This is a genomic window from Pseudomonas sp. GW822-FHT07A10, assembly GCF_058798795.1.
In genome coordinates this window covers 534,165-552,512 of the sequence record NZ_JBXAKV010000001.1, presented here as the reverse complement: position 1 = coordinate 552,512, position 18,348 = coordinate 534,165, and the positions used below count along the sequence as shown (strand labels likewise).

The window sequence follows — 18,348 nt, the reverse complement described above, 5'->3', positions numbered from 1 at the left end:
GACACCACGCACGCCAACGCCGCAAACAGCCTCTGACGCTGCTGCACAGCAAAACGATGGGTCCAGGGGTATTTGGGGGTTGGGTAGAAGCTATTGACGGGATTGGAGGGGGTACAGGAGCCCGTTTGTCCCCTGCCTGCGCCACACCGTGGCGCGCACCCGTCAGTCCGATTGTGCCCGAGTGGACTCGGGCGGGTCTTCGTTGTTGTTGGTGAGCCCATGCTTCTGCGCGTACATCAGCAAGTCGATGCGATTAACGAGATGAAGCTTTTGATAGATGTTGCTGAGGTGGTTATGCACAGTGTGTTCACTGATGCCCAGGCGCCCGGCGATGCACATGTATTTGGCGGACGGATCCCCCACGATGGCGCAAATCAGTTCCCTCTCGCGCAGTGTCAGTTGCGCCTGTTTCGCCTGCTCCGAATTGCGTTTCAAGGGCATATGCCCGGTCGCGGCATAACCCGAAAGCCCAACGGCCCAAGACCTATTCTGTCCGATGTCGCGATGGTGGACCTGGATGATGGCGCGAATGATCGATTCCGTCGGGTCTTCCGCCAGCACGATGCCGCGTGCGCCCGCTTCTATCGCCTGGGCAACGGGGACGGTTTCGTACAGGCCCTTGAGCACCAGCACTTTCATTTCGGCGCTACGGGCGAGTCCGGTGATGACCGACAGCGGGTTCAGCGCATCCGGAAAGAAACTGAAAAAAATGACATCGGGATGCAACTGATCGGCAAGGTCCAGCGCGTTGGTATAGGTGGTGGCCTGGCCGCTCACTTCCATCTGAGGCTTTCGGGCATTGATCACGTCTTGAAGACCCATGAGCACGAGGGGACGACAATCGATCAGCATCACGCGTATTGGATTTCTTTGGGCCGTCATTACTTTCCTGACTCCCTTGAAAGATGGACTATGGCCTTACACCCGCTGGCCTTTCTGGATCAGCAACTCGCCGGGCAAAGCCATCGAAACGACATAAATAGGAATAATCATCAATGGCTTGCGCATGATGATGTGCTACTGCCAGCCGCTCAACTGAGTCTAGGCCAGCACAGCACGCTGCCGGCCCGCCCATCTGCCAGTCGTCGACTCAAGCCTTATACGGATAGCACGGGAGACGCTCAAAATAGATATAAAACTCTTTAAAATCAATGTAATAGCTTCGAACTTGGCGGCTCGAAACCAAAGTCTGACCCCGACCAAATCGTCAATTAACCGACGAATGGCGCACGAACAAGTACAGAAGTAATAATGGCGTCAATTTATCGTCGAAATCTGTCGAGCACGCATTGAAAAACCAGCCTGGCAGCGTCCAGTCAGGCCGGAATACAAGATCGGTATTGCTGGCAGGATCAGGGGGATGTGAGGCTTTGGCTGGAGCTGCCCGGGCCCAACCAGGCATTAACGTTTTCGACACCCTCGACAGGCGGTTTTCCCGCCCAGCGATTGAGCGTGAAGACATTGGTGACGAAGTCGTATTGCGTCTTGAGCAGATCTCGACGAGCCCGGAATTCGTTGCGTACGCTGGTCAGTACATCGACGGCATTGACCATTCCGTAACTGAGTCCTTTCTCTGCCGCCACTCTGGACAGCTGTGCCGAGGCCAAGGCATGCCGGCTCGCACTGATTTTTTCTGCACTCGAGTTGGCAGTCAGATAGGCGGTGGTGATCTCCTTGACCACCTGGCGCTGGACCGATTCCAGTTGCTGCTCTGCCACAATCTGATCCTGATAGAGCCCACGCACCCGCGCCGAGGTTGAACCACCGCTGTATATCGGCACTTGCACGCCAATACCGGCGACATAACTGTCGGTACGGGGCGCCAGGGAGTTGTTGTAGCCCTCGTTGGTCTGCTGCGCGCTCAGCGTAAGGCTCACGGTTGGATAGTGCCCGCCCTTGCCGCTGCGCAACGCAGCGCCTGCTGCTTCGACACCGCTTTGGTTGGCCTTGAGCGCCGGGTTTTGCTCTATACCCTCGCGGACCCACGAATCAAGACTCTGTGCCGACACCTGTAGCTGCACGTCATCGCGAATCCGGTTGAGCTTCTCCTTGACCGGCCGGCCGACGATCTCCGCCAGTGCTTCGCGCGTGATACTGGCCTGGTTCCGTGCATCCAGTTCCTGCGCCGCCAGCAAATCCACCCGGGCCTTGAGGTCGAGCTGATCGGTAATCATTGCCAGCTGCTTTTCGTACAACGCATTGACTCTGTCCAGACTCTTTTGCGTGGTTTGACGCTCCGCCTTCACCAACTCCAGCTCATCCTCGGCCGCCAACGCGGCGAAGTAACGCTGCGCCAATTCCACTGTGGCCTCGGCTTGGGTTTCCAGCGCTTCCGATTCTGATTGCTTGGCCAGGCTTTTGAATTTTTGGTAGTTCTCCCACGCGGCCTTGTTGTAGAGGTACTGACGCAGCACCAGGCTGTAGATTTCGCTATCGTAACTGCGCTGCACCAGGTCGTTCTCCTGATGAATCCGGTTCTGCCCGGCGTTGAGCGATACCTGTGGCAACAGCGAACCCAGGGCCTCGCGCTGATGTTCCTGGCCCGCCTTCGCTCGCGCAAAGGAGGCCAATACCTTCGGATCTTCCAACCGGGCTTCGCGATATAACTGCATGAGGTCGGTGGAATACGTCGAGGCACTGACCCCGGTCGGCTTTGCTTCAGTGGTTTGCGCCAGAACGGGACCCGCGGCAAACATGAACGCCCCGCCCAGCAGAACTGTCGACGCTCGCATGATCATTCCTCGATCATTGATTGAGACATGACATCACGGGCCGGCTGCATCAAGTAATGCAATAGCGTGCGTTCCCCGGTGATGATCAACACGTCCGCCGGCATCCCCGGCAATAACTTGCGCTCACCCAAGGTACGCACACCAGCTTCGGTTACCCGAACCCGCGCCAGGTAATAGCCCGCACCGGTCTTTTCGTTGGTCAGCCGGTCTGCCGACACGCTACTGACCACGCCCTCGATCACCGGAGTGGTCGAGCTTTTGAACGCGCCGAAACGAATATCGGCACGCTTGCCGATGGCGATGCGGTCGATATCGACCGGTGCCACCTGGGCCTCTATGACCAGTTCGGAAACCGATGGAACAATGTCCAGCAGCGGCGTCGCCGGGCGCACGACGCCACCAATCGTATGCACCGTCATGCCAATCACCATACCCGCCTCGGGTGCGCGGATGATGATATGGCTGAGCCGGTCCTCCAAGGCGGAAGCTCTTTCTTGCAGGTCGTAGATTTTGGTCTGAACCTCGGCCAATTGTTTGGCGACGTCGGCATTAAAGTCTTTATCGACTTGTAGAATCTGCAGCTGTGTTTCGTTGATCTGCAGGCGAGTCCTGGTAATGGTGGAACGGTGGTCGGCCAATTCGGACTTGACCATTTCAAGCTTGCGCTGCTGCTCAAGCAGGCGTTGTTTGTCGACGAATCCTTGCGACAACATGTCGGTCAATTCAACGATTTCACCGCTGTAGGATTTATTCAGTTGGCCCTTGACACCAATCATCGCCTCCAGCCCCTTGATCTGTTGATTCAACTGACCAATGCGCTCTTGCAGCACCGATATCTGGCCCAGTCGTGACCCCCGTCGTGCATTGAATACCTGGGTCTCACCCTGGCGGGCTTCGGCACCTCGCAGACTGTCGGGATCGGTCATGACGCCAAAGTCAATCACCGGCAGATTGTCCCGCTCAGCCTTGAGTCTTGCCTCCATGGCTTTGGCGGCAATGAGCTGGCCTCGGGTCATCTCGTATTCGGCTCGCAACTGGGCATCATCGAGAATAATCAGCGGGTCATCACGCTTGACGATGTCACCATCATGGACCAGCACCTCTTTGACGATGCCACCTTCGAGGTGTTGTACCGTTTTTCGGTAAGCCTGCACGGTGACCACGCCAGGCGCGTAAGCAGCGCCATCGAGCGGTGCGATCGCCGCCCAGGTGCCGAACACCCCGAAGGTCATCAATACAATGCCAAAACCCAGGCGACGGATCTTTCGATCAGATACCGCCAGATCGGCGAAGTTATCCATTTGACGACTGAGCATCGTACGGTTCATCGGCATCGCCCTTACGAGTAGCCACCGAAGCCACGCTTGCACCTGCTTGTGTGGCGTGCCTTTGCGCCTGCTGCGCATTGAGTTCGGCCAGCACTTGCTCGCGTGGTCCATAGTGACTGATGGTGCCACCGATCATCACCATCAGCCGGTCAAGTTGGGACACGATGTTGGTTCGGTGGGTAATCACAAAGAGGGTTGCCCCTGTCAGCTTGATCTGCTGGATGGCCGCCGCCAAGGCGCGATCACCAACTTCGTCGAGATTGGAATTGGGCTCGTCGAGAATAATCAGCCGCGGGTTGCCATACAGGGCGCGGGCCAGGCCTATGCGTTGGCGCTGCCCTCCCGACAGCATGACGCCATCGCTGCCAATGACGGTGTCATAGCCATCGGGTAACTGCAGAATCATTTCGTGAACGCCAGCAGTCTTGGCCGCCAGAATGACTTTCTCGGAATCGACCTCGGCGAAGCGGGCAATGTTCTCGCTGATGCTGCCCTCGAATAACTCAATGTCCTGGGGCAAGTAACCTATGTACGGCCCAAGTTCATGTTTGTCCCACGCGCTGATGTCCGCGCCATCGAGCCGGACCACCCCATGCTGCGGCGCCCATACCCCCATCAGTGCCCTGGCCAGGGTGGACTTGCCCGCGGCACTTGGACCGATGATTCCGACAACGCAGCCAGCAGGTACGCTGAAACTTATGTTGTTGATGATTGGGGTTTTCGAGCCAGGTGCAGCGACGACTAAACTCTCCACCTGCACGTTCCCTTTAGGCGCAGGCAATGACATACGCTCGGGCTGAGCCTGTTGTTTGTCGAGGATGTCGTTGAGACGGCGGTACTGCGAGCGGGCTGCAATAAAGCCCTTCCAGCTGCCGATGATCAGATCGATGGGGGCCAAGGCGCGCCCTAGCAGCACGGACCCGGCAAACACCATGCCTGGCCCCACCTGGTGGTCCACGGTCAGGTACGCCCCCAGACCCAGGATCAGCGATTGCACCAGGATCCGGATGGACCTGGAAAGCGTACTGATGATGCCACCTCTATCGCTCGCCCCGGATTGCAGCAACAGGACATTTCTCTGGCGACGCCCCCAGCGGTCCATCAGGGTTTCTAGCATGCCCATGGACTCGATGACTTCAGCGTTGCGCAGATTTTTCGTGGTGTGGAGCGTCGCGCCAATATGTTCCTTGTTAGCCTGGGCAAGTGTCGGCCCCGTCAACCTCTCGTTGAGAAATGCGAGAAATAACAACAACAACGCACTGCCCACCGCTACCCAGCCATACCAGGGATGGAACATGAACATCACAGCGACGTAGATAGGCAACCAGGGCGCATCGAAAAAGGCGAACAATCCATTACCGGAGAGAAACTGTCTCAAGCCCGTCAAGTCGTTGAGCGGCTGGGCCGAGGCATCCATGCCGCCACTGTCCAGCGCCCGTTTGAAACTGGCCTTATAGACTTGGCGACCCAGCAACACATCCAGCCGGGTACTGACCCGAACCATGATGCGCGAACGGACCCATTCCAGCGCGCCGAGCGTGACCACCAGCCCAGTCATGATCAGCGTCAACATGGCCAGGGTGGTCAGACTGCCGCTGGTGACCACTCGTCCATACACCTGAAGCATATAGAAGGTAGGAACGAGCATCAGCGCGTTGATGAAAAAGCTGAAAAAGCCAACAGAAACAAAGCTGTCTCTACAGGCTTTCAACGCTATTTTCAGACTGTTTTCAGGTGTGTTTCGCATGGAAACCCCTGCTCGGGAAGTCATACCTTGAGGAGCTTAGATCATGCCGAACGACTGTGCGCAGCCGTTGGCCAGATCGCTTCAGGCAACGAGTTTTATCCCGGGTTGACGGTCATTTCGACTGGACGCAAGTAAAGCGTCACCGACAAGATCCGTTCCGCCAGTACTTGTCCTATCCTTCCCTCCAACTCATCACTGCGGACATCGAAATGCCCAGCCCCGAATCCACCCTCCTCCAGAGCTGGCACCACAACGCCAAGCCCTGGATCGAGGCTATCCGCACCGGTACCATCGAAAGCCGCCTCAAGGTCACCGACCAGGCAATCCTGCTGGCGATACTGGGCCGCCAACCCGAGCGCGTGCTCGACCTGGGCTGCGGCGAGGGCTGGCTGTTGCGTGCGTTGGCTGAACGGGCCATCGAGGCGGTCGGTGTGGATGGCGATGCGACACTGGTCGAGGCAGCGCGGGCGGCGGGCTCTTCGCGGGTGCATTTGGCGAGCTATGAAGAGTTGGTAGAGGCCAAGGTGGACATCGGCAGCGACTACGACCTGATCTGCGCCAACTTCGCCCTGCTGCACCAGGACATCATCCCCCTGCTCGCCGCCATGAACGCCCTGCTCGCCCCCGGTGGCGCGCTGGTAATCCAGACGCTGCATCCGTGGACTGCGGCGGCGGGCGACTATCAGGACGGTTGGCGTGAAGAGACCTTCGCCGGGTTCAAGGGGCAGTGGCAACCCATGCCGTGGTACTCGCGCACCTTGTCCAGTTGGCTCAATGCCCTGGACATGGCCGGTTTTCGGCTGGCCAGCCTGCAAGAGCCGCAGCACCCGCAAAGTCCGGTGCCGCAGTCGTTGTTGTTGGTGGCTGAGCGATAACGCTTTTACACCTGTCAACCTGGTCTGAGATCGGTGCTGTAATTCTGCCCGGACTCTCCTCGTCCATGGGCAGCCAGGGAAAATAGTGGCGAACAGTTAGCACGTGCCAAGCATGCCCTCAGCCTTCGACAGCGGAAACTAGCGGTAACCAGACGCAGACTTCGAATCCCTCCTGTCGACCTGTTGCCGGCGACACCAGCATCATTCGCGCGTTGACCCCCTGCACAATGGTTTTGGCAATCGCCAACCCCAACCCTGACCCGCTGGCTTCACTGTGACCGCGCACAAAACGCTCGGTCAGGTGCTGCAACACGGGCTCCGGCACCACCGGGCCGCCGTTGACCACCCGTAGCAGCGCCTGGTCGGTCAGGCTGACTTCGATCGGTTGATCCATCGCACCGTACTTCAGCGCATTCTCGATCAGGTTGCGCAACAGAATACCGAAAGCGTCTGGATCAATGACCGAGTACACGCAGGCCTGGGTTGGCAGCTGCAGCTCAATGTGGCGAGCGCTGCTATGGTTCCACTCATCAACCACATGGACCAGCAACGGAACGAGATCCTGGGGCGTTTCGGACAGCAGCCCACCTCCCTCGGCCTTGGCCAGTTGCATGAGCTTTTCCGAGAGCCGCGCCAACTCGCGCAACGAGTTTTCGATCTTTGCCGCGCGCACTCGCAGCGGACCTTCGGGCGCTTCGTGACGCAGCCGCTGGACCTGCGCCAGGGTAGCGGCCAGTGGCGTGCGCAGTTCATGAGCGCTATTGGCGGTAAAACTACGTTCGGCCTCCAGGGCCTTGCGCAAACGCTCCAGCAAATGGTTGACCGCATCAGCCAGCGGATCGATTTCGGCCGGCAGGCGCGACGTTTTGATCGGTGACAGATCACCCACCCCACGGGCCTCCACCGCTCGACGATAGGCCAATACGCTGCGCAGGCTGATGCGCACGAATAACCAGGTGCCCAACAGGCTGATGGGAATCAGCGCCAATAGCGGCATCAGCAAGGCAAACAAGGCTTCCCGCGCGGCCTCACGGCGATGGCCAAGGGGCTCGGCGATTTCGATGAACAGCGTTTCCCGCAACGCACTGGCGCCATACAGACGGTATTTTTCAGTGGTGGAGAAACCTTCGGTCGGTTGTTTGTTGAAGATGTTCGGGTTGGCGTCGTGGGATTGCATCAGGATCTTGCCCCTCGCATCGCGCACCAGATAGGTCAGGTATTCCTTGTGCATTGTCAGGGGGGCCACGTGGTGTGTCTCATCGGGCTTTTCCCGATTGCTGATTTCCAGTACGACCAGGGGCAGCATGCGTTGCGCCGTCTCTTCCAGCGCGCTGTCGAATGCCTCATTCAACTCATGTTGCACCACCAGCCATGCGCCGACGGTCGCCCCCAGCCAAAGCAAGGTCATGCCCAGGGTCAAGCCCAGGCCGAGACGTTTTTGCAGGCTGGACGACTTCATGCGGACGTCAACCGGTAGCCCATGCCGCGCACGGTTTCAATCAGGTCGCGCCCGAGTTTCTTACGCAACCGGCTGATATAGACCTCGATTGTGTTGCTCTCGATTTCGGCACCGAAAGCGTACAACCGTTCTTCGAGCTGCGCCTTGGACAGCAGTGCGCTGGGGCGCTGGAGAAATGCCTCGAACAGCGCCCACTCCCGCGCCGTGAGGTCCACAGTCGCACCGGCCCGCTGCACCGTACGGGCACTCATATCGATCTGCAATTCGCCGAGTTTGATCTGCGGGTTGGGGTTGCCACTATAGCGGCGAGCCACTGCAGCCACACGGGCCGATAGTTCAAACAGGTCGAACGGTTTGACCAGATAATCATCGGCCCCGGCATTGAGGCCGGCGATACGATCGGATATCTGATCCTGGGCGGTCAGGATGATCACCGGCGTTGCATCCCCTGCGGAACGCTGCTGACGCAAAAAATCCAGCCCGCCACCGTCCGGCAACATCAGGTCAAGCAGGATCAGGTCGTAAGGGGTAGTGCGCACACTGTTGCGCGCATGCTCCAGGCGCTGCACCCAATCGACGGCGTGGCCGTCATCGGCGATCTGTTCGCGCACCGCCTCCCCCAACCCCGGTGCGTCCTCGACCAATAAAACCCGCATCTGGCACCTCCTTGATGGTTATCGTGCAGCACCTTAATCGTCTTACCTGACGTGAATCTGAAGATTCAGGTGAGTTCATCTATCGATGATTTTTACTGCGCTTCAGGTTGCTGTCAGCAAGCAAGTCCAGGATCTGGACCCAACGATCAAAAGGACAATCCCATGAAAAAAATTATCGCTGCATCCTGCCTCGCCGGCGCCGTTGCCCTGCCAGGGCTGGTCCAGGCCCGTGAAGTGACCTTGACCACTCAGCTCAAGGACTACAGCGGCAATGATGCGTATCTGGCGATCTACGTCACCAACGCCACTGGCCAATACCAGAAAACCCTCTGGGTGGCCGGCAAGAAGGCCAAGTATTACAAGCATCTGGCCGACTGGGCCCGTGGAAGCGGGATGAACCCGAGCGAGTTTGACGGGGTCAGCGGCGCCAGCGTCGGCAGTGGGCGCACCCTCAAAGTCAGTGTCGAACTGGCAGACACCCTGATCGATGCCGGCTATCAAATCCGCATCGACAGCGCCGTCGAGGACAAACGTGATGCCCGCGCCGATGTCAGCGTGCCCCTGACGTCCAAGGGCACAGGCAAGCCGGCGACCGGCAGCGCCTACGTCGAGTCCTTTACTTACGATCTGTAGCACTGGCCATTCTGGAGGCTGAACATGCTTCGCCAGTTCCATTCCCTGCCCGGCCTGATCGCCGCCCTGCTGGTCATGCTGTTGGCCATCAGCGGCGCGATTCTATCAGTCGACCCCGCCCTGGAACGCCTGCACACCACGTCCACCGCTGCCGGGCAAGTCAACGTCAGTCAACTGGCCGGGCGCATAGCCAGCCATTTCCAGGGCGTGGAACAGATCCAGCGCACAGCGTCCGGGACGGTCATCGTCTACTACAACCAGGACGGTCAGGCCGGGGCCGAAAAGGTCGATCCACTGACCGGTCAAGGCCTCACACCTTACGAGCCATCCGCCTTCTCGCGCTGGATGAAAGAACTGCACCGCTCGCTGTTCCTTGGCACACCTGGCCACGGGGTGTCTGGAGTCGGCGCGCTGTTTATGCTGATGCTGTCGGTGTCTGGTGCGCTGTTGCTGGCCCGGCGGCTGGGCGGCTGGCGCAACCTGTTGCGGCCATTGCGAGGTTCCTTCAGCCAGCGCTGGCATGCTGAAGTCGGACGCCTGGCATTGCTTGGGCTGCTGCTGTCGGCACTGAGCGGGCTCTATATGTGCGCCACGACTTTCGGCTTTATCGCTGACGGCAGTCAGAATGAGCCCACCTTCCCCGCCCACGTCAGCGCCGGCCCGGCCTTGCCGGTGGCGAACCTGAAAGCCTTGCAGGCCACAGACCTGAATGACCTGCGCGAGCTGGTCTACCCGACCCCCAATAACCCGCAAGACGTGTTTTCCCTGCGCACGGCCCAGGGCGACGGTTACGTGGACCAGACCAGCGGCACTTTGCTGTCCTATCAAGCCCACGATTCGATGCGCAACGTCTACGAATTGATTTATCAATTGCACACCGGTGAAGGCCTCTGGTGGCTTGGTCTGCCGCTGGGGCTCTGTGCCCTCTGCGTGCCGTTGATGAGCGTGACCGGCATCCTGCTGTGGTGGCGCCGCCGCAAGGCCGCTCCGAACATCCGTGAAAACTGCACCGCGCAATCCGCCGACAGCGTGATTCTGGTCGGCAGTGAAAACAACAGCACCTGGGGCTTTGCCAACACCTTGCATGACGCCTTGCACCAGGCTGGACACCGGGTACATAGCGCGGCGATGAATCAATACACCAGCAAATACGGCAATGCCCAACGCATGTTCATCCTCACCGCGACCCACGGCGACGGCGATGCCCCGGCCTCGGCTTCGCAGTTCCTGGCACGGTTGACCAGGGTCGGCCTCAAACCCGGCCTGCCGTTTGCCGTGCTGGGCCTGGGTGATCGGCAGTTTGCGCAGTTCTGTCAGTACGCCCATCAGGTGCAGGACGCGATGTTACAGGCCGGTGGCTCACCGCTGCTGGAGCTGGAAACCGTCAACCGCCAGTCCGCACAGGAATTTGCTCGCTGGGGCCGCGCACTGGGAAAAGTACTGGGGCAGGACCTGACACTGGTTCACACCCCGGAGCAGCCACGTACCCATCAACTGATTCTGATGGAGCGCATTGCCTACGGCGAACAGGTGAATGCGCCGACTCACGTACTACGCTTCAAGGCAGCCAGCGAGCTGCCGGAGTTTCTGGCCGGTGACTTGGCAGGGATTCTGCCCCCTGGTAGCGCGATCCCGCGGTTCTACTCGCTGGCCAGCAGTTCGCAGGACGGTGTGCTGGAAATCTGCGTACGTAAACACGAAGGTGGTGTGTGCTCGCAATTCCTTCACAACCTGGACCTCGGTGCGTCGATCGAAGCTTTTATCCAGCCCAACCCACAATTTCGTCCGGCGTCGGGCGCGCATCCGGTGATCCTGATCGGCGCCGGAACCGGCATAGGTCCCTTGACCGGTTTTATTCGCAACAACAAGGCCCGACACCCCATGCACTTGTATTGGGGCGGGCGTAACCCGGCTTCGGATTTTCTCTATGAATCAGAGCTCAAACGTTACCTGGCGGACCAGCGCCTCACGGCATTGCGTGCCGCCTTCTCCCAGGTCATGGATGGCAGTTACGTGCAAGACCGGTTGATCAGCGATGCGCTGGTCTTGCGCCGGTTGATTGAGAAAGGCGCCCAAGTGTTGGTGTGTGGCGGTCGCGAGATGGCCAAGGGCGTGATGCAGGCCCTGGATGAAGTGCTGGCGCCGATCAACCTGAGTGTGCTGACCCTCAAGGCACAAGGACGCTACCGTGAAGATGTCTACTGACTTGCAACGCTACAGCCTGAATGGCGAGACCATGGGCACCCGTTACACCGCCCTGTTCTATGCGCAAGCCGGGATCAATACCGACAACATCGACCATAGCCTGGCACGCGCCGTGGCCCGGGTGGACCAGCAAATGTCCACCTGGAAACCCGACTCCGATCTCAACCGCCTCAACGCCGCCCCCGAGCAGGAGTGGGTGCCGGTACCCAAGGAACTGGCCATGGTGCTGTCTGCCGCGCTGCGTGTCAGTCAGCAATCCGGCGGCGCCTTCGACATCGCAGTCGGCGATCTGGTGAATGCCTGGGGGTTCGGCCCCGGCGAACAGACCGTCACGGAGCAGATGCTCGACACGCTGCCGCCGCAAGCTCGCCTGTCCGCCAGTGCGGCGCTGAGCGTTGACCCGCAACGTAATCAAGTGCGCAAACGCGCGCCGCTGAACCTCGACCTGAACGGTATCGCCAAGGGTTTTGCTGTCGATGAGCTGGCCCGCTGTCTGGAGAGTTTTGGCATCACTCGTTATCTGGTCGGCATCGATGGCGAGATGCGCGCCCGCGGCGTCAAGCCTGATGCTCAACCCTGGGTCGTAGCCATTGAAAAACCCTGCCGGGGTGTGCGTGAAGTCATGGGTGTGATGGAACTCAGCGACGCTGCCATCGCCACGTCCGGAGACTACCGACACTGGGTCGATGTGAGGGGGCAGTCCTATGCCCACACCATGAACCCGACCACCGGCGCACCACTGTGCAACGCACTCGCAGCCGTCACAGTGGTGGCGGCCTCATGCATGCTCGCCGACGCCTGGGCCACGGCGCTGATGGTGCTGGGCGAAACCGAAGGCCCACGCCTGGCACAAGAGCGCGGGATGGACGCGTTGTTCGTGCTGCGCGACGGTGAACAGTTCAAAGAAATATCCATCGTCGGCGGCCAGTTGCAGGCGCAGATTGAAATGCGCTGAAGGACCATTCGAAATCAGTACGAATCAAGCCGCCAGATGAAACATGACGCCCTGGGCGGCCACGCCCAGTTCGAGCCTTTATTGGTGACAGGTCGGTAGAAGACCCAGTGACCGGTTGATCCGCTTCATCTGAATACAACCCGGATCAGCATTGCACTGCTGAAGAGCTTTTTTATAGCTCCCAAGCATATTTTTAATAATTTTCCTCTTCCGATTGATGCCGCACTATCAAACCGCACTGAGCACCTCTGGTCCGGCTTTCCCGGATGAAAGCTTTTTTCATAACGATGCCGGCCCCAAGAGCCCGGCACGGTGGAACTTTATCGGCCTCTGGCCAGCACTGCCCGGCTTTACACCATTCTAAAAACCAGCTGTGGGAGCGTTCCATGTCTTTATCCTTACGTACCTGTGTTCCTATTTCTCTGGCCCTGTTGTGCACCGGCGTGCTCGCCGAGCCCCAGGCCCTGACCGTCATTTCGTTCGGCGGCGCCACCAAGCAGGCCCAGGACAAGGCCTATTTCCAGCCCTTCAATGCAAGCGGTGCGGGACATATCGTCGCCGGCGAATACAATGGCGAACTGTCGAAAATCAAGGCCATGGTCGATGTGGGCCATGCCACCTGGGATGTGGTCGAGGTGGAGAGTCCGGAACTGTTGCGTGGCTGTGATGCCGGCTTGTTCGAGCGACTGGACAAGGCCAGCTTTGGCGACCAGGCCCAGTTCGTACCGGGGACCTTGACCGAGTGTGGTGTGGCCACCTACGTCTGGTCGATGGTCATGGCCTTCAACAAGGACAAGCTGGCCAAGACCCCGACTTCCTGGGCGGACTTCTGGAACGTAACCGACTTTCCGGGCAAGCGCGGCTTGCGCAAAGGCGCCAAGTACACCCTGGAAATCGCTCTGCTGGCCGATGGCGTCAAGCCTGACCAGCTCTACAAAGTGCTGGGTACCCCTGAGGGCGTGAACCGAGCCTTCGCCAAGCTCGACAAGATCAAGTCAAACATCCAGTGGTGGGAGGCCGGAGCCCAACCGGCGCAGTGGTTGATCGCCGGTGACGTGGTGATGACTGCCGCCTACAACGGTCGTATCGCCTCGGCGCAGAAAGAAGGCATGAACCTGAGCATCGTCTGGCCCCAGAGCCTGTACGACCCGGAATACTGGGCCGTGGTCAAAGGGTCGCCGAACAAGGCGCTGGCCGAGCGTTTCATCGCGTTTGCCAGCCAGCCGCAAGCCCAGAAGGTTTTCTCGGAAAACATCCCTTACGGCCCAGTCCACCGCCAGGCCCTGGCGCTGCTGCCGGAGCCAGTACGCCAGCAATTGCCGACGGCCGAAGCCAACTTGGCCAAGGCCCGGTCGGTAGATGCGGAGTTCTGGGTGGACCATGGCGAGGAGTTGGAAGAGCACTTCAACGCCTGGGCGGCGCGCTAGCCGCGACGCACTCTCTGTAGCAGCGGCCGAGCCTGCGAGGCTGCGTTCGGCTGCGAAGCAGTCGTGAATCCGGCTGACGCGGTCTGCCTGACGCACCGTAAGTTCTGGTTTTACGACCGCTGCGCAGCCGAACGCAGCCTCGCCCCGGCTCGACAGCTGCTACGGATTAATCCATCAAGCCATCAAGAGCGCCCCACGGAACCTGTGACCGGTAGATTTCCCAGCAAGTTGAGCCCGGTACTCTTCACGAAAGCGTCATAGTCCATCGGTCTCTCGATACGGGTTTCAGCATTGGGCAGTACGTAAGCCCAGGCACGCTTGGACGATGCGTCGTAAACCAGTTTGAACAGGCGGGTCGGCACCCAGACCTTGTTGTCACCGACGGTGGCGTGGCCTGAGTCAAAGAGCGGGCCGGTGAAGACAAAGACATTGCCATCGGCTCGTTTGGCAAACTTTCTGACATCGGACTCGACCTTACTCCAGATCTTCCGGTTGTTGGTTGGGTCTTGCGGCACCATGTTCGACAGCGCAAAGGATTGGGCCATTGCATTGGGGTTCGGTGCATCGGCTGCCGGGGATTGATGGCCACGGTCCACGGCCGGATGTTGGCTACGGTAGTCGCTCAACTCTGCCCGCCCACTCTTGGGAATGCGTGGGTCCGGATAGAACTGGTTGGTACGCTCCTCCCCTTTGGCATCCTGCAGCTGGGCGGCATTAAGGCGTTCGACCACTACCAGCGGTGTCTTGCTGGTTTGCGAGTACAGCACCGCGAAGTTGTCGGAACACAGGGCCAAGGGTTTCATTGTGGCAGGCACAGTGGCCATGCTGATCGGTTTCGCGGCCGGGAACAGATCCGTGCAGCCGTCAAACGATGCCTGTTTCTGTTTGTTTGAATAGAGCTCCAGCGCCGCGCTCTGGCTGATCGAGCCCGAGTGGGAGGTTTGTTGCTGATGCTGGGTGGGCGGCTTGATGAAATCCAGCAGACTGCGGGCTTGTGCCCCGGTCGAGAGCAAAACAAGGGCCGACAGCCCAACTGCAATTTTGCGTAGGTGCATGCTTTAAATCTTCGAATTGGATTGAGGGGTAAACGTACGGCGAGTCCCGATTTACGGAACCAGGTGAAGGCGGTTGCGGATTATATTGCGGTGAGCATGCTTTCACTGTCCTTGATCAAATTGCCGATGCGGATCCGGTCGGCGCCGGGCAGTACGACCGCTGACGGTCGCGCGGGGTTTATTGACCATCACAAGTCACATTAGTGCTGAGCAGCGTACACATTCTACTTGGCCATGCTCGTCGAATGGGCATACCTAAGCGGGCTGGTTAACTGGCGCGAAACGTTGTGCGTACTCCTTGTAGGCAGGCGCGTATGCCGCTTTTCACTTAGCATCCAATAATCATCCATTCATTTTCAGGGAGTGTCTGATGAACCCGAAAATAGAGCTGTATGGCGCGCCTACTGGCAACAGTCTGAGGGCTGCAATAGCCTTGGAGGAAGCAGGTATCCCCTACACCGCACGAAGACTGAACTTGCAGGCAAATGAGCAACGCGACTTGTCGTACCTGGCGCTTAATCCGGCAGGAAAAGTCCCAACCCTGGTCGACCTTTCATCGACACCCCCGCTGGTCATTAACCAATCGAACGCAATCATTCAGTTCGCTGATGCAAAAGCTCCGGGTCGGCTCGCACCAGCGCATCGTGGACCAAAACGCGACCGGGTGTTTGATCGTTATTTCTTTTTCGTAACGGACGTCATCGGGCCCAGTCATGCTGCATTTTCCCTGCGCCAGGCAGGATTTAATGATGCGGCCACAGTTATCGATCAACGCGTCATTGAACAACTCGTCTATTCAGAACGGTTTCTTACTGACGACTTTATGGCCGGAGATCAGTTCTCCATGGCGGACATCTCCGCTTTTACCATTGCGGCATCATTTCGTGATCGGCTGGATTGGGCAGTGCTTTCACGCTTATCACGCTGGTTCGACGCGATCGAAGCCAGGCCCGCCGTACAGCGAGGATTGAAAGTGTTCCAGAATCACTGAGCGCTACTGCGCAGACCTTATTGTGTGCGCTAAAGATGGGCATGGCAGCTCGCATCCTGCCCGAGGTCTGAGCCCCGGACATGCGAATATCGTATGTATCACAAGAATGGCAGCGTTCTATAAGGGCTCTGCTGTCTGGATAAGCGAGTTCAACACCAGTTTTATTTCAGAGGCCGGATCTTTATGCCCTTGCAGTATCAAACCTTCCGACAAAGCGGTGAAGGTCCTTGCAAGAGCGGCATTCGCCAAAGGAGGCTTCTTGCCTGCATGATTAAATATGATGGTAATCAACTTACCCAAGGCTTCACTATTTTCCTGATGCAGATCGTAGTAATGCGTTGAGAACTCTTCATCACGCAAGGCGATCAGTTGCAACTCAGCATCAAGAATCGCGCAACTGGTATTATTTTTAAGCGTGTCAATATAGGCATTCAATCCATGGGTCAGCTCTTCCGATGAATACCCTGAAGTCAGGGTGACACTCAATCGATCAATCTCAACCCCCTTGAATCTCTGAGTTAACTGCAGAAGCAAGTCCGACTTACTTGTAAAGTTTGAAAAGAAGGCCCCCTTCGAAAAACCGGCCTCCTCGGAAATAGCGTTGACACTGGTGGCGTGAAAACCTTTTCTCACCATAAGGTCAGCGGCGGTATCGAATAACTTATCCCTTGTTATTTGCTGACTTTCTTCTCGACCTAATCTCTTTTTAATCACGCCTTCGGCTCCTTTGGCCAAACAAATCTATTTGTAACTGGATGCAACGGATCTGCCACTCACTGCGCAAACCTGTTTTAACTATCATATCTTATACTAAGCCCTCTTAATCACTTTGCATTTAAACTTTTAAGGAGTGCCATGTAAATGCCATGTATTGGGCCCCGCACGTTCAGGCGCCTTGGTATCCAGCCTGACGCGCGCGCCCTGATGAATCGAGTCAGCGAGGGTGTCTTTTGACTCCCCCCAGAAGGCAGGCGACGGACGGCGAAAATGTCGTGCGATGACCTCGATCCGCTCGATTCCGGTGAATGTCTGTTGTCGACAACGCTCTAAATCGCAGGATTTTCGTGTTTCAGGTCGGGTTCAAGGACGTCGACCTTGTGGCGACTGTTAAATACCGCTTGATTTCCAGATACCGAATGGTTTTTACTTGCCGCCGTTGACGCCCCCCGCCTGATCAAAGCATCGAGCGCGGTGACATCAATCTCAATGCAGTAGCAGGTTACCCCACAGGAGCTGGATTTTAATGGAATATGCCTTTGTTACAGGCGCTACAGGCCTGCTCGGTAATAATGTGGTTCATGCGCTTTTAAAACGAAACATCAAAGTAAAAGCGCTGGTCCGCTCCGTCGAAAAAGCCAAGAAGCAGTTCGGCAATCTGCCTGTCGAATTTGTCGAAGGCGACATGCTCAATGTCGACGCCTTCAGCCATGCCTTGCAAGGCTGTGATGCCTTGTTTCATACAGCCGCCTATTTCCGCGATAGTTACAAAGGCGGAAAGCACTGGCAGAAACTGTATGACACTAACGTGACCGGAACCGAGCGCCTGTTGCAGGCCGCTTATGCCGCAGGCATTCGTCGTGCAGTCCATACCTCCTCCATTGCCGTCTTGAAGGGCGATAAAGATCAGGTGATCGATGAAACAATGTCTCGCAGTGAATCGGAGGCTGACGATTACTACCTGAGTAAAATATTGTCTGAACAGAAAGTTCAGGAATTCCTGGCGCGGCATCCTGACATGTTCGTTGCCATGGTATTGCCTGGCTGGATGTTTGGCCCTGGGGACATCGGCCCGACCTCATCAGGACAGTTCCTGCTCGACTTTGTCGGACAGAAATTGCCCGGCGTACTGCCTGGAAGTTTTTCCGTTGTCGATGCCAGGGATGTAGCAGAGCATCAACTCGCGGCGATCACTCGCGGCCGATCCGGAGAACGCTACCTGGCAGCCGGCAATCACATGGACATGAAAAGCATTTTCCAGGCGCTCTCCAGTGTCAGCGGCGTAAAAGCGCCGGAGCGCAAAGTGCCACTGTTCATGCTGCGTATAATTGCCTTGATCTATGAAGGTTATTACCGAATCACGAAAAAGCCGGTACTCATCAGTACTTCTACTGTCAAACTCATGGAGCAAGAGCAAGGGCGCACCCATTTCAGCCACAACAAAAGCCTGAAAGAATTGCAGTGCAAGTTCCGCCCCGTGACGGAAACATTGACCGACACCCTGGATTGGTATCGGAAAAATAACTACATTGATGCTTAATTGAAACATTTTAAATATAGCCTGCCTC

The 18,348-nt window shown here is 57.8% G+C and carries 15 protein-coding genes; 7 read left to right on the top strand and 8 right to left on the bottom strand.

The features are described from left to right. Positions 1–162: 162 nt before the first annotated feature. The 4 genes from AC1RL4_RS02320 to AC1RL4_RS02305 form a co-directional block, all read right to left on the bottom strand. Positions 163–882 carry a response regulator transcription factor gene (locus AC1RL4_RS02320; protein ID WP_096480330.1) on the bottom strand — a complete coding sequence of 240 codons (720 nt, stop codon included), beginning with the start codon at positions 880–882 and terminating at the stop codon, positions 163–165. 470 nt (positions 883–1,352) lie between these two features. After that, entirely contained in the window at positions 1,353–2,732 is a 1,380-nt protein-coding gene (locus tag AC1RL4_RS02315) for a TolC family outer membrane protein (RefSeq protein ID WP_026331615.1), read from the bottom strand. A 2-nt stretch (positions 2,733–2,734) separates the two neighbouring features. Further along, a complete protein-coding gene (locus tag AC1RL4_RS02310) occupies positions 2,735–4,048 on the bottom strand; it encodes an HlyD family type I secretion periplasmic adaptor subunit (protein WP_019578661.1) in 1,314 nt (437 codons plus the stop codon). Next, on the bottom strand, positions 4,026–5,807 hold the full coding sequence (locus AC1RL4_RS02305; RefSeq protein ID WP_096480331.1) for a type I secretion system permease/ATPase: 1,782 nt from the start codon (positions 5,805–5,807) through the stop codon (positions 4,026–4,028). The genes AC1RL4_RS02310 and AC1RL4_RS02305 overlap by 23 nt, the downstream gene beginning before the upstream one ends. A gap of 209 nt (positions 5,808–6,016) precedes the next feature. Between AC1RL4_RS02305 and AC1RL4_RS02300 the strand changes: the two genes are divergently transcribed. Continuing rightward, positions 6,017–6,682, top strand: a complete 666-nt coding sequence (locus tag AC1RL4_RS02300; protein ID WP_019578659.1) for a class I SAM-dependent methyltransferase — start codon at positions 6,017–6,019, stop codon at positions 6,680–6,682. Between the two features lie 118 nt (positions 6,683–6,800). On the opposite strand, the gene AC1RL4_RS02295 is transcribed toward AC1RL4_RS02300, so the two are convergent. Continuing rightward, a complete protein-coding gene (locus AC1RL4_RS02295; RefSeq protein WP_028940787.1) occupies positions 6,801–8,141 on the bottom strand; it encodes a sensor histidine kinase in 1,341 nt (446 codons plus the stop codon). Continuing rightward, positions 8,138–8,797 carry a response regulator transcription factor gene (locus AC1RL4_RS02290; protein ID WP_019578657.1) on the bottom strand — a complete coding sequence of 220 codons (660 nt, stop codon included), beginning with the start codon at positions 8,795–8,797 and terminating at the stop codon, positions 8,138–8,140. Before AC1RL4_RS02290 ends, AC1RL4_RS02295 begins: the two co-directional genes overlap by 4 nt. 162 nt (positions 8,798–8,959) lie before the next feature. Here AC1RL4_RS02290 and AC1RL4_RS02285 point away from each other — a divergent pair, with 162 nt between their 5' ends. The 4 genes from AC1RL4_RS02285 (at position 8,960) to AC1RL4_RS02270 (ending at position 14,017) form a co-directional block, all read left to right on the top strand. After that, complete coding sequence (locus AC1RL4_RS02285) at positions 8,960–9,430, top strand: DUF2271 domain-containing protein (RefSeq protein WP_019578656.1); 471 nt, start codon at positions 8,960–8,962, stop codon at positions 9,428–9,430. A 24-nt stretch (positions 9,431–9,454) separates the two neighbouring features. Then, positions 9,455–11,635 (top strand): PepSY domain-containing protein, encoded by a 2,181-nt coding sequence (locus AC1RL4_RS02280; protein ID WP_230172229.1) that lies wholly within the window; start codon positions 9,455–9,457, stop codon positions 11,633–11,635. Beyond that, the gene (locus AC1RL4_RS02275; protein WP_019578654.1) at positions 11,625–12,590 is read left to right on the top strand and encodes an FAD:protein FMN transferase; all 966 of its coding nucleotides are present in this window, start codon (positions 11,625–11,627) and stop codon (positions 12,588–12,590) included. The genes AC1RL4_RS02280 and AC1RL4_RS02275 overlap by 11 nt, the downstream gene beginning before the upstream one ends. Positions 12,591–12,976: 386 nt before the next feature. Beyond that, the gene (locus AC1RL4_RS02270) at positions 12,977–14,017 is read left to right on the top strand and encodes an ABC transporter substrate-binding protein (RefSeq protein ID WP_019578653.1); all 1,041 of its coding nucleotides are present in this window, start codon (positions 12,977–12,979) and stop codon (positions 14,015–14,017) included. Positions 14,018–14,199: 182 nt separating this feature from the next. Here AC1RL4_RS02270 and AC1RL4_RS02265 read toward each other — a convergent pair whose 3' ends face one another. After that, complete coding sequence (locus AC1RL4_RS02265; RefSeq protein WP_019578652.1) at positions 14,200–15,072, bottom strand: DNA/RNA non-specific endonuclease; 873 nt, start codon at positions 15,070–15,072, stop codon at positions 14,200–14,202. Between the two features lie 370 nt (positions 15,073–15,442). Between AC1RL4_RS02265 and AC1RL4_RS02260 the strand changes: the two genes are divergently transcribed. After that, positions 15,443–16,063, top strand: coding sequence for a glutathione S-transferase family protein (locus AC1RL4_RS02260; RefSeq protein ID WP_019578647.1), 621 nt, complete (start codon positions 15,443–15,445; stop codon positions 16,061–16,063). A 117-nt stretch (positions 16,064–16,180) separates the two neighbouring features. On the opposite strand, the gene AC1RL4_RS02255 is transcribed toward AC1RL4_RS02260, so the two are convergent. Then, positions 16,181–16,777 (bottom strand): TetR/AcrR family transcriptional regulator, encoded by a 597-nt coding sequence (locus AC1RL4_RS02255; protein WP_230172227.1) that lies wholly within the window; start codon positions 16,775–16,777, stop codon positions 16,181–16,183. A gap of 529 nt (positions 16,778–17,306) precedes the next feature. On the opposite strand from AC1RL4_RS02255, the gene AC1RL4_RS02250 reads away from it, so the two are divergent. After that, positions 17,307–18,320 (top strand): SDR family oxidoreductase, encoded by a 1,014-nt coding sequence (locus AC1RL4_RS02250; protein ID WP_018927950.1) that lies wholly within the window; start codon positions 17,307–17,309, stop codon positions 18,318–18,320. Positions 18,321–18,348 lie beyond the last annotated feature (28 nt).

Bases quoted from the DNA above. Each gene is read 5' to 3' on its own strand.
- AC1RL4_RS02320 (WP_096480330.1), bottom strand. From the start codon at position 882: ATGACGGCCCAAAGAAATCCAATACGCGTGATGCTGATCGATTGTCGT.
- AC1RL4_RS02280 (WP_230172229.1), top strand. From the start codon at position 9,455: ATGCTTCGCCAGTTCCATTCCCTGCCCGGCCTGATCGCCGCCCTGCTG.
- AC1RL4_RS02305 (WP_096480331.1), bottom strand. From the start codon at position 5,807: ATGCGAAACACACCTGAAAACAGTCTGAAAATAGCGTTGAAAGCCTGT.
- AC1RL4_RS02290 (WP_019578657.1), bottom strand. From the start codon at position 8,797: ATGCGGGTTTTATTGGTCGAGGACGCACCGGGGTTGGGGGAGGCGGTG.
- AC1RL4_RS02295 (WP_028940787.1), bottom strand. From the start codon at position 8,141: ATGAAGTCGTCCAGCCTGCAAAAACGTCTCGGCCTGGGCTTGACCCTG.
- AC1RL4_RS02275 (WP_019578654.1), top strand. From the start codon at position 11,625: ATGTCTACTGACTTGCAACGCTACAGCCTGAATGGCGAGACCATGGGC.
- AC1RL4_RS02285 (WP_019578656.1), top strand. From the start codon at position 8,960: ATGAAAAAAATTATCGCTGCATCCTGCCTCGCCGGCGCCGTTGCCCTG.
- AC1RL4_RS02260 (WP_019578647.1), top strand. From the start codon at position 15,443: ATGAACCCGAAAATAGAGCTGTATGGCGCGCCTACTGGCAACAGTCTG.
- AC1RL4_RS02270 (WP_019578653.1), top strand. From the start codon at position 12,977: ATGTCTTTATCCTTACGTACCTGTGTTCCTATTTCTCTGGCCCTGTTG.
- AC1RL4_RS02300 (WP_019578659.1), top strand. From the start codon at position 6,017: ATGCCCAGCCCCGAATCCACCCTCCTCCAGAGCTGGCACCACAACGCC.
- AC1RL4_RS02315 (WP_026331615.1), bottom strand. From the start codon at position 2,732: ATGCGAGCGTCGACAGTTCTGCTGGGCGGGGCGTTCATGTTTGCCGCG.
- AC1RL4_RS02250 (WP_018927950.1), top strand. From the start codon at position 17,307: ATGGAATATGCCTTTGTTACAGGCGCTACAGGCCTGCTCGGTAATAAT.
- AC1RL4_RS02265 (WP_019578652.1), bottom strand. From the start codon at position 15,072: ATGCACCTACGCAAAATTGCAGTTGGGCTGTCGGCCCTTGTTTTGCTC.
- AC1RL4_RS02310 (WP_019578661.1), bottom strand. From the start codon at position 4,048: ATGCTCAGTCGTCAAATGGATAACTTCGCCGATCTGGCGGTATCTGAT.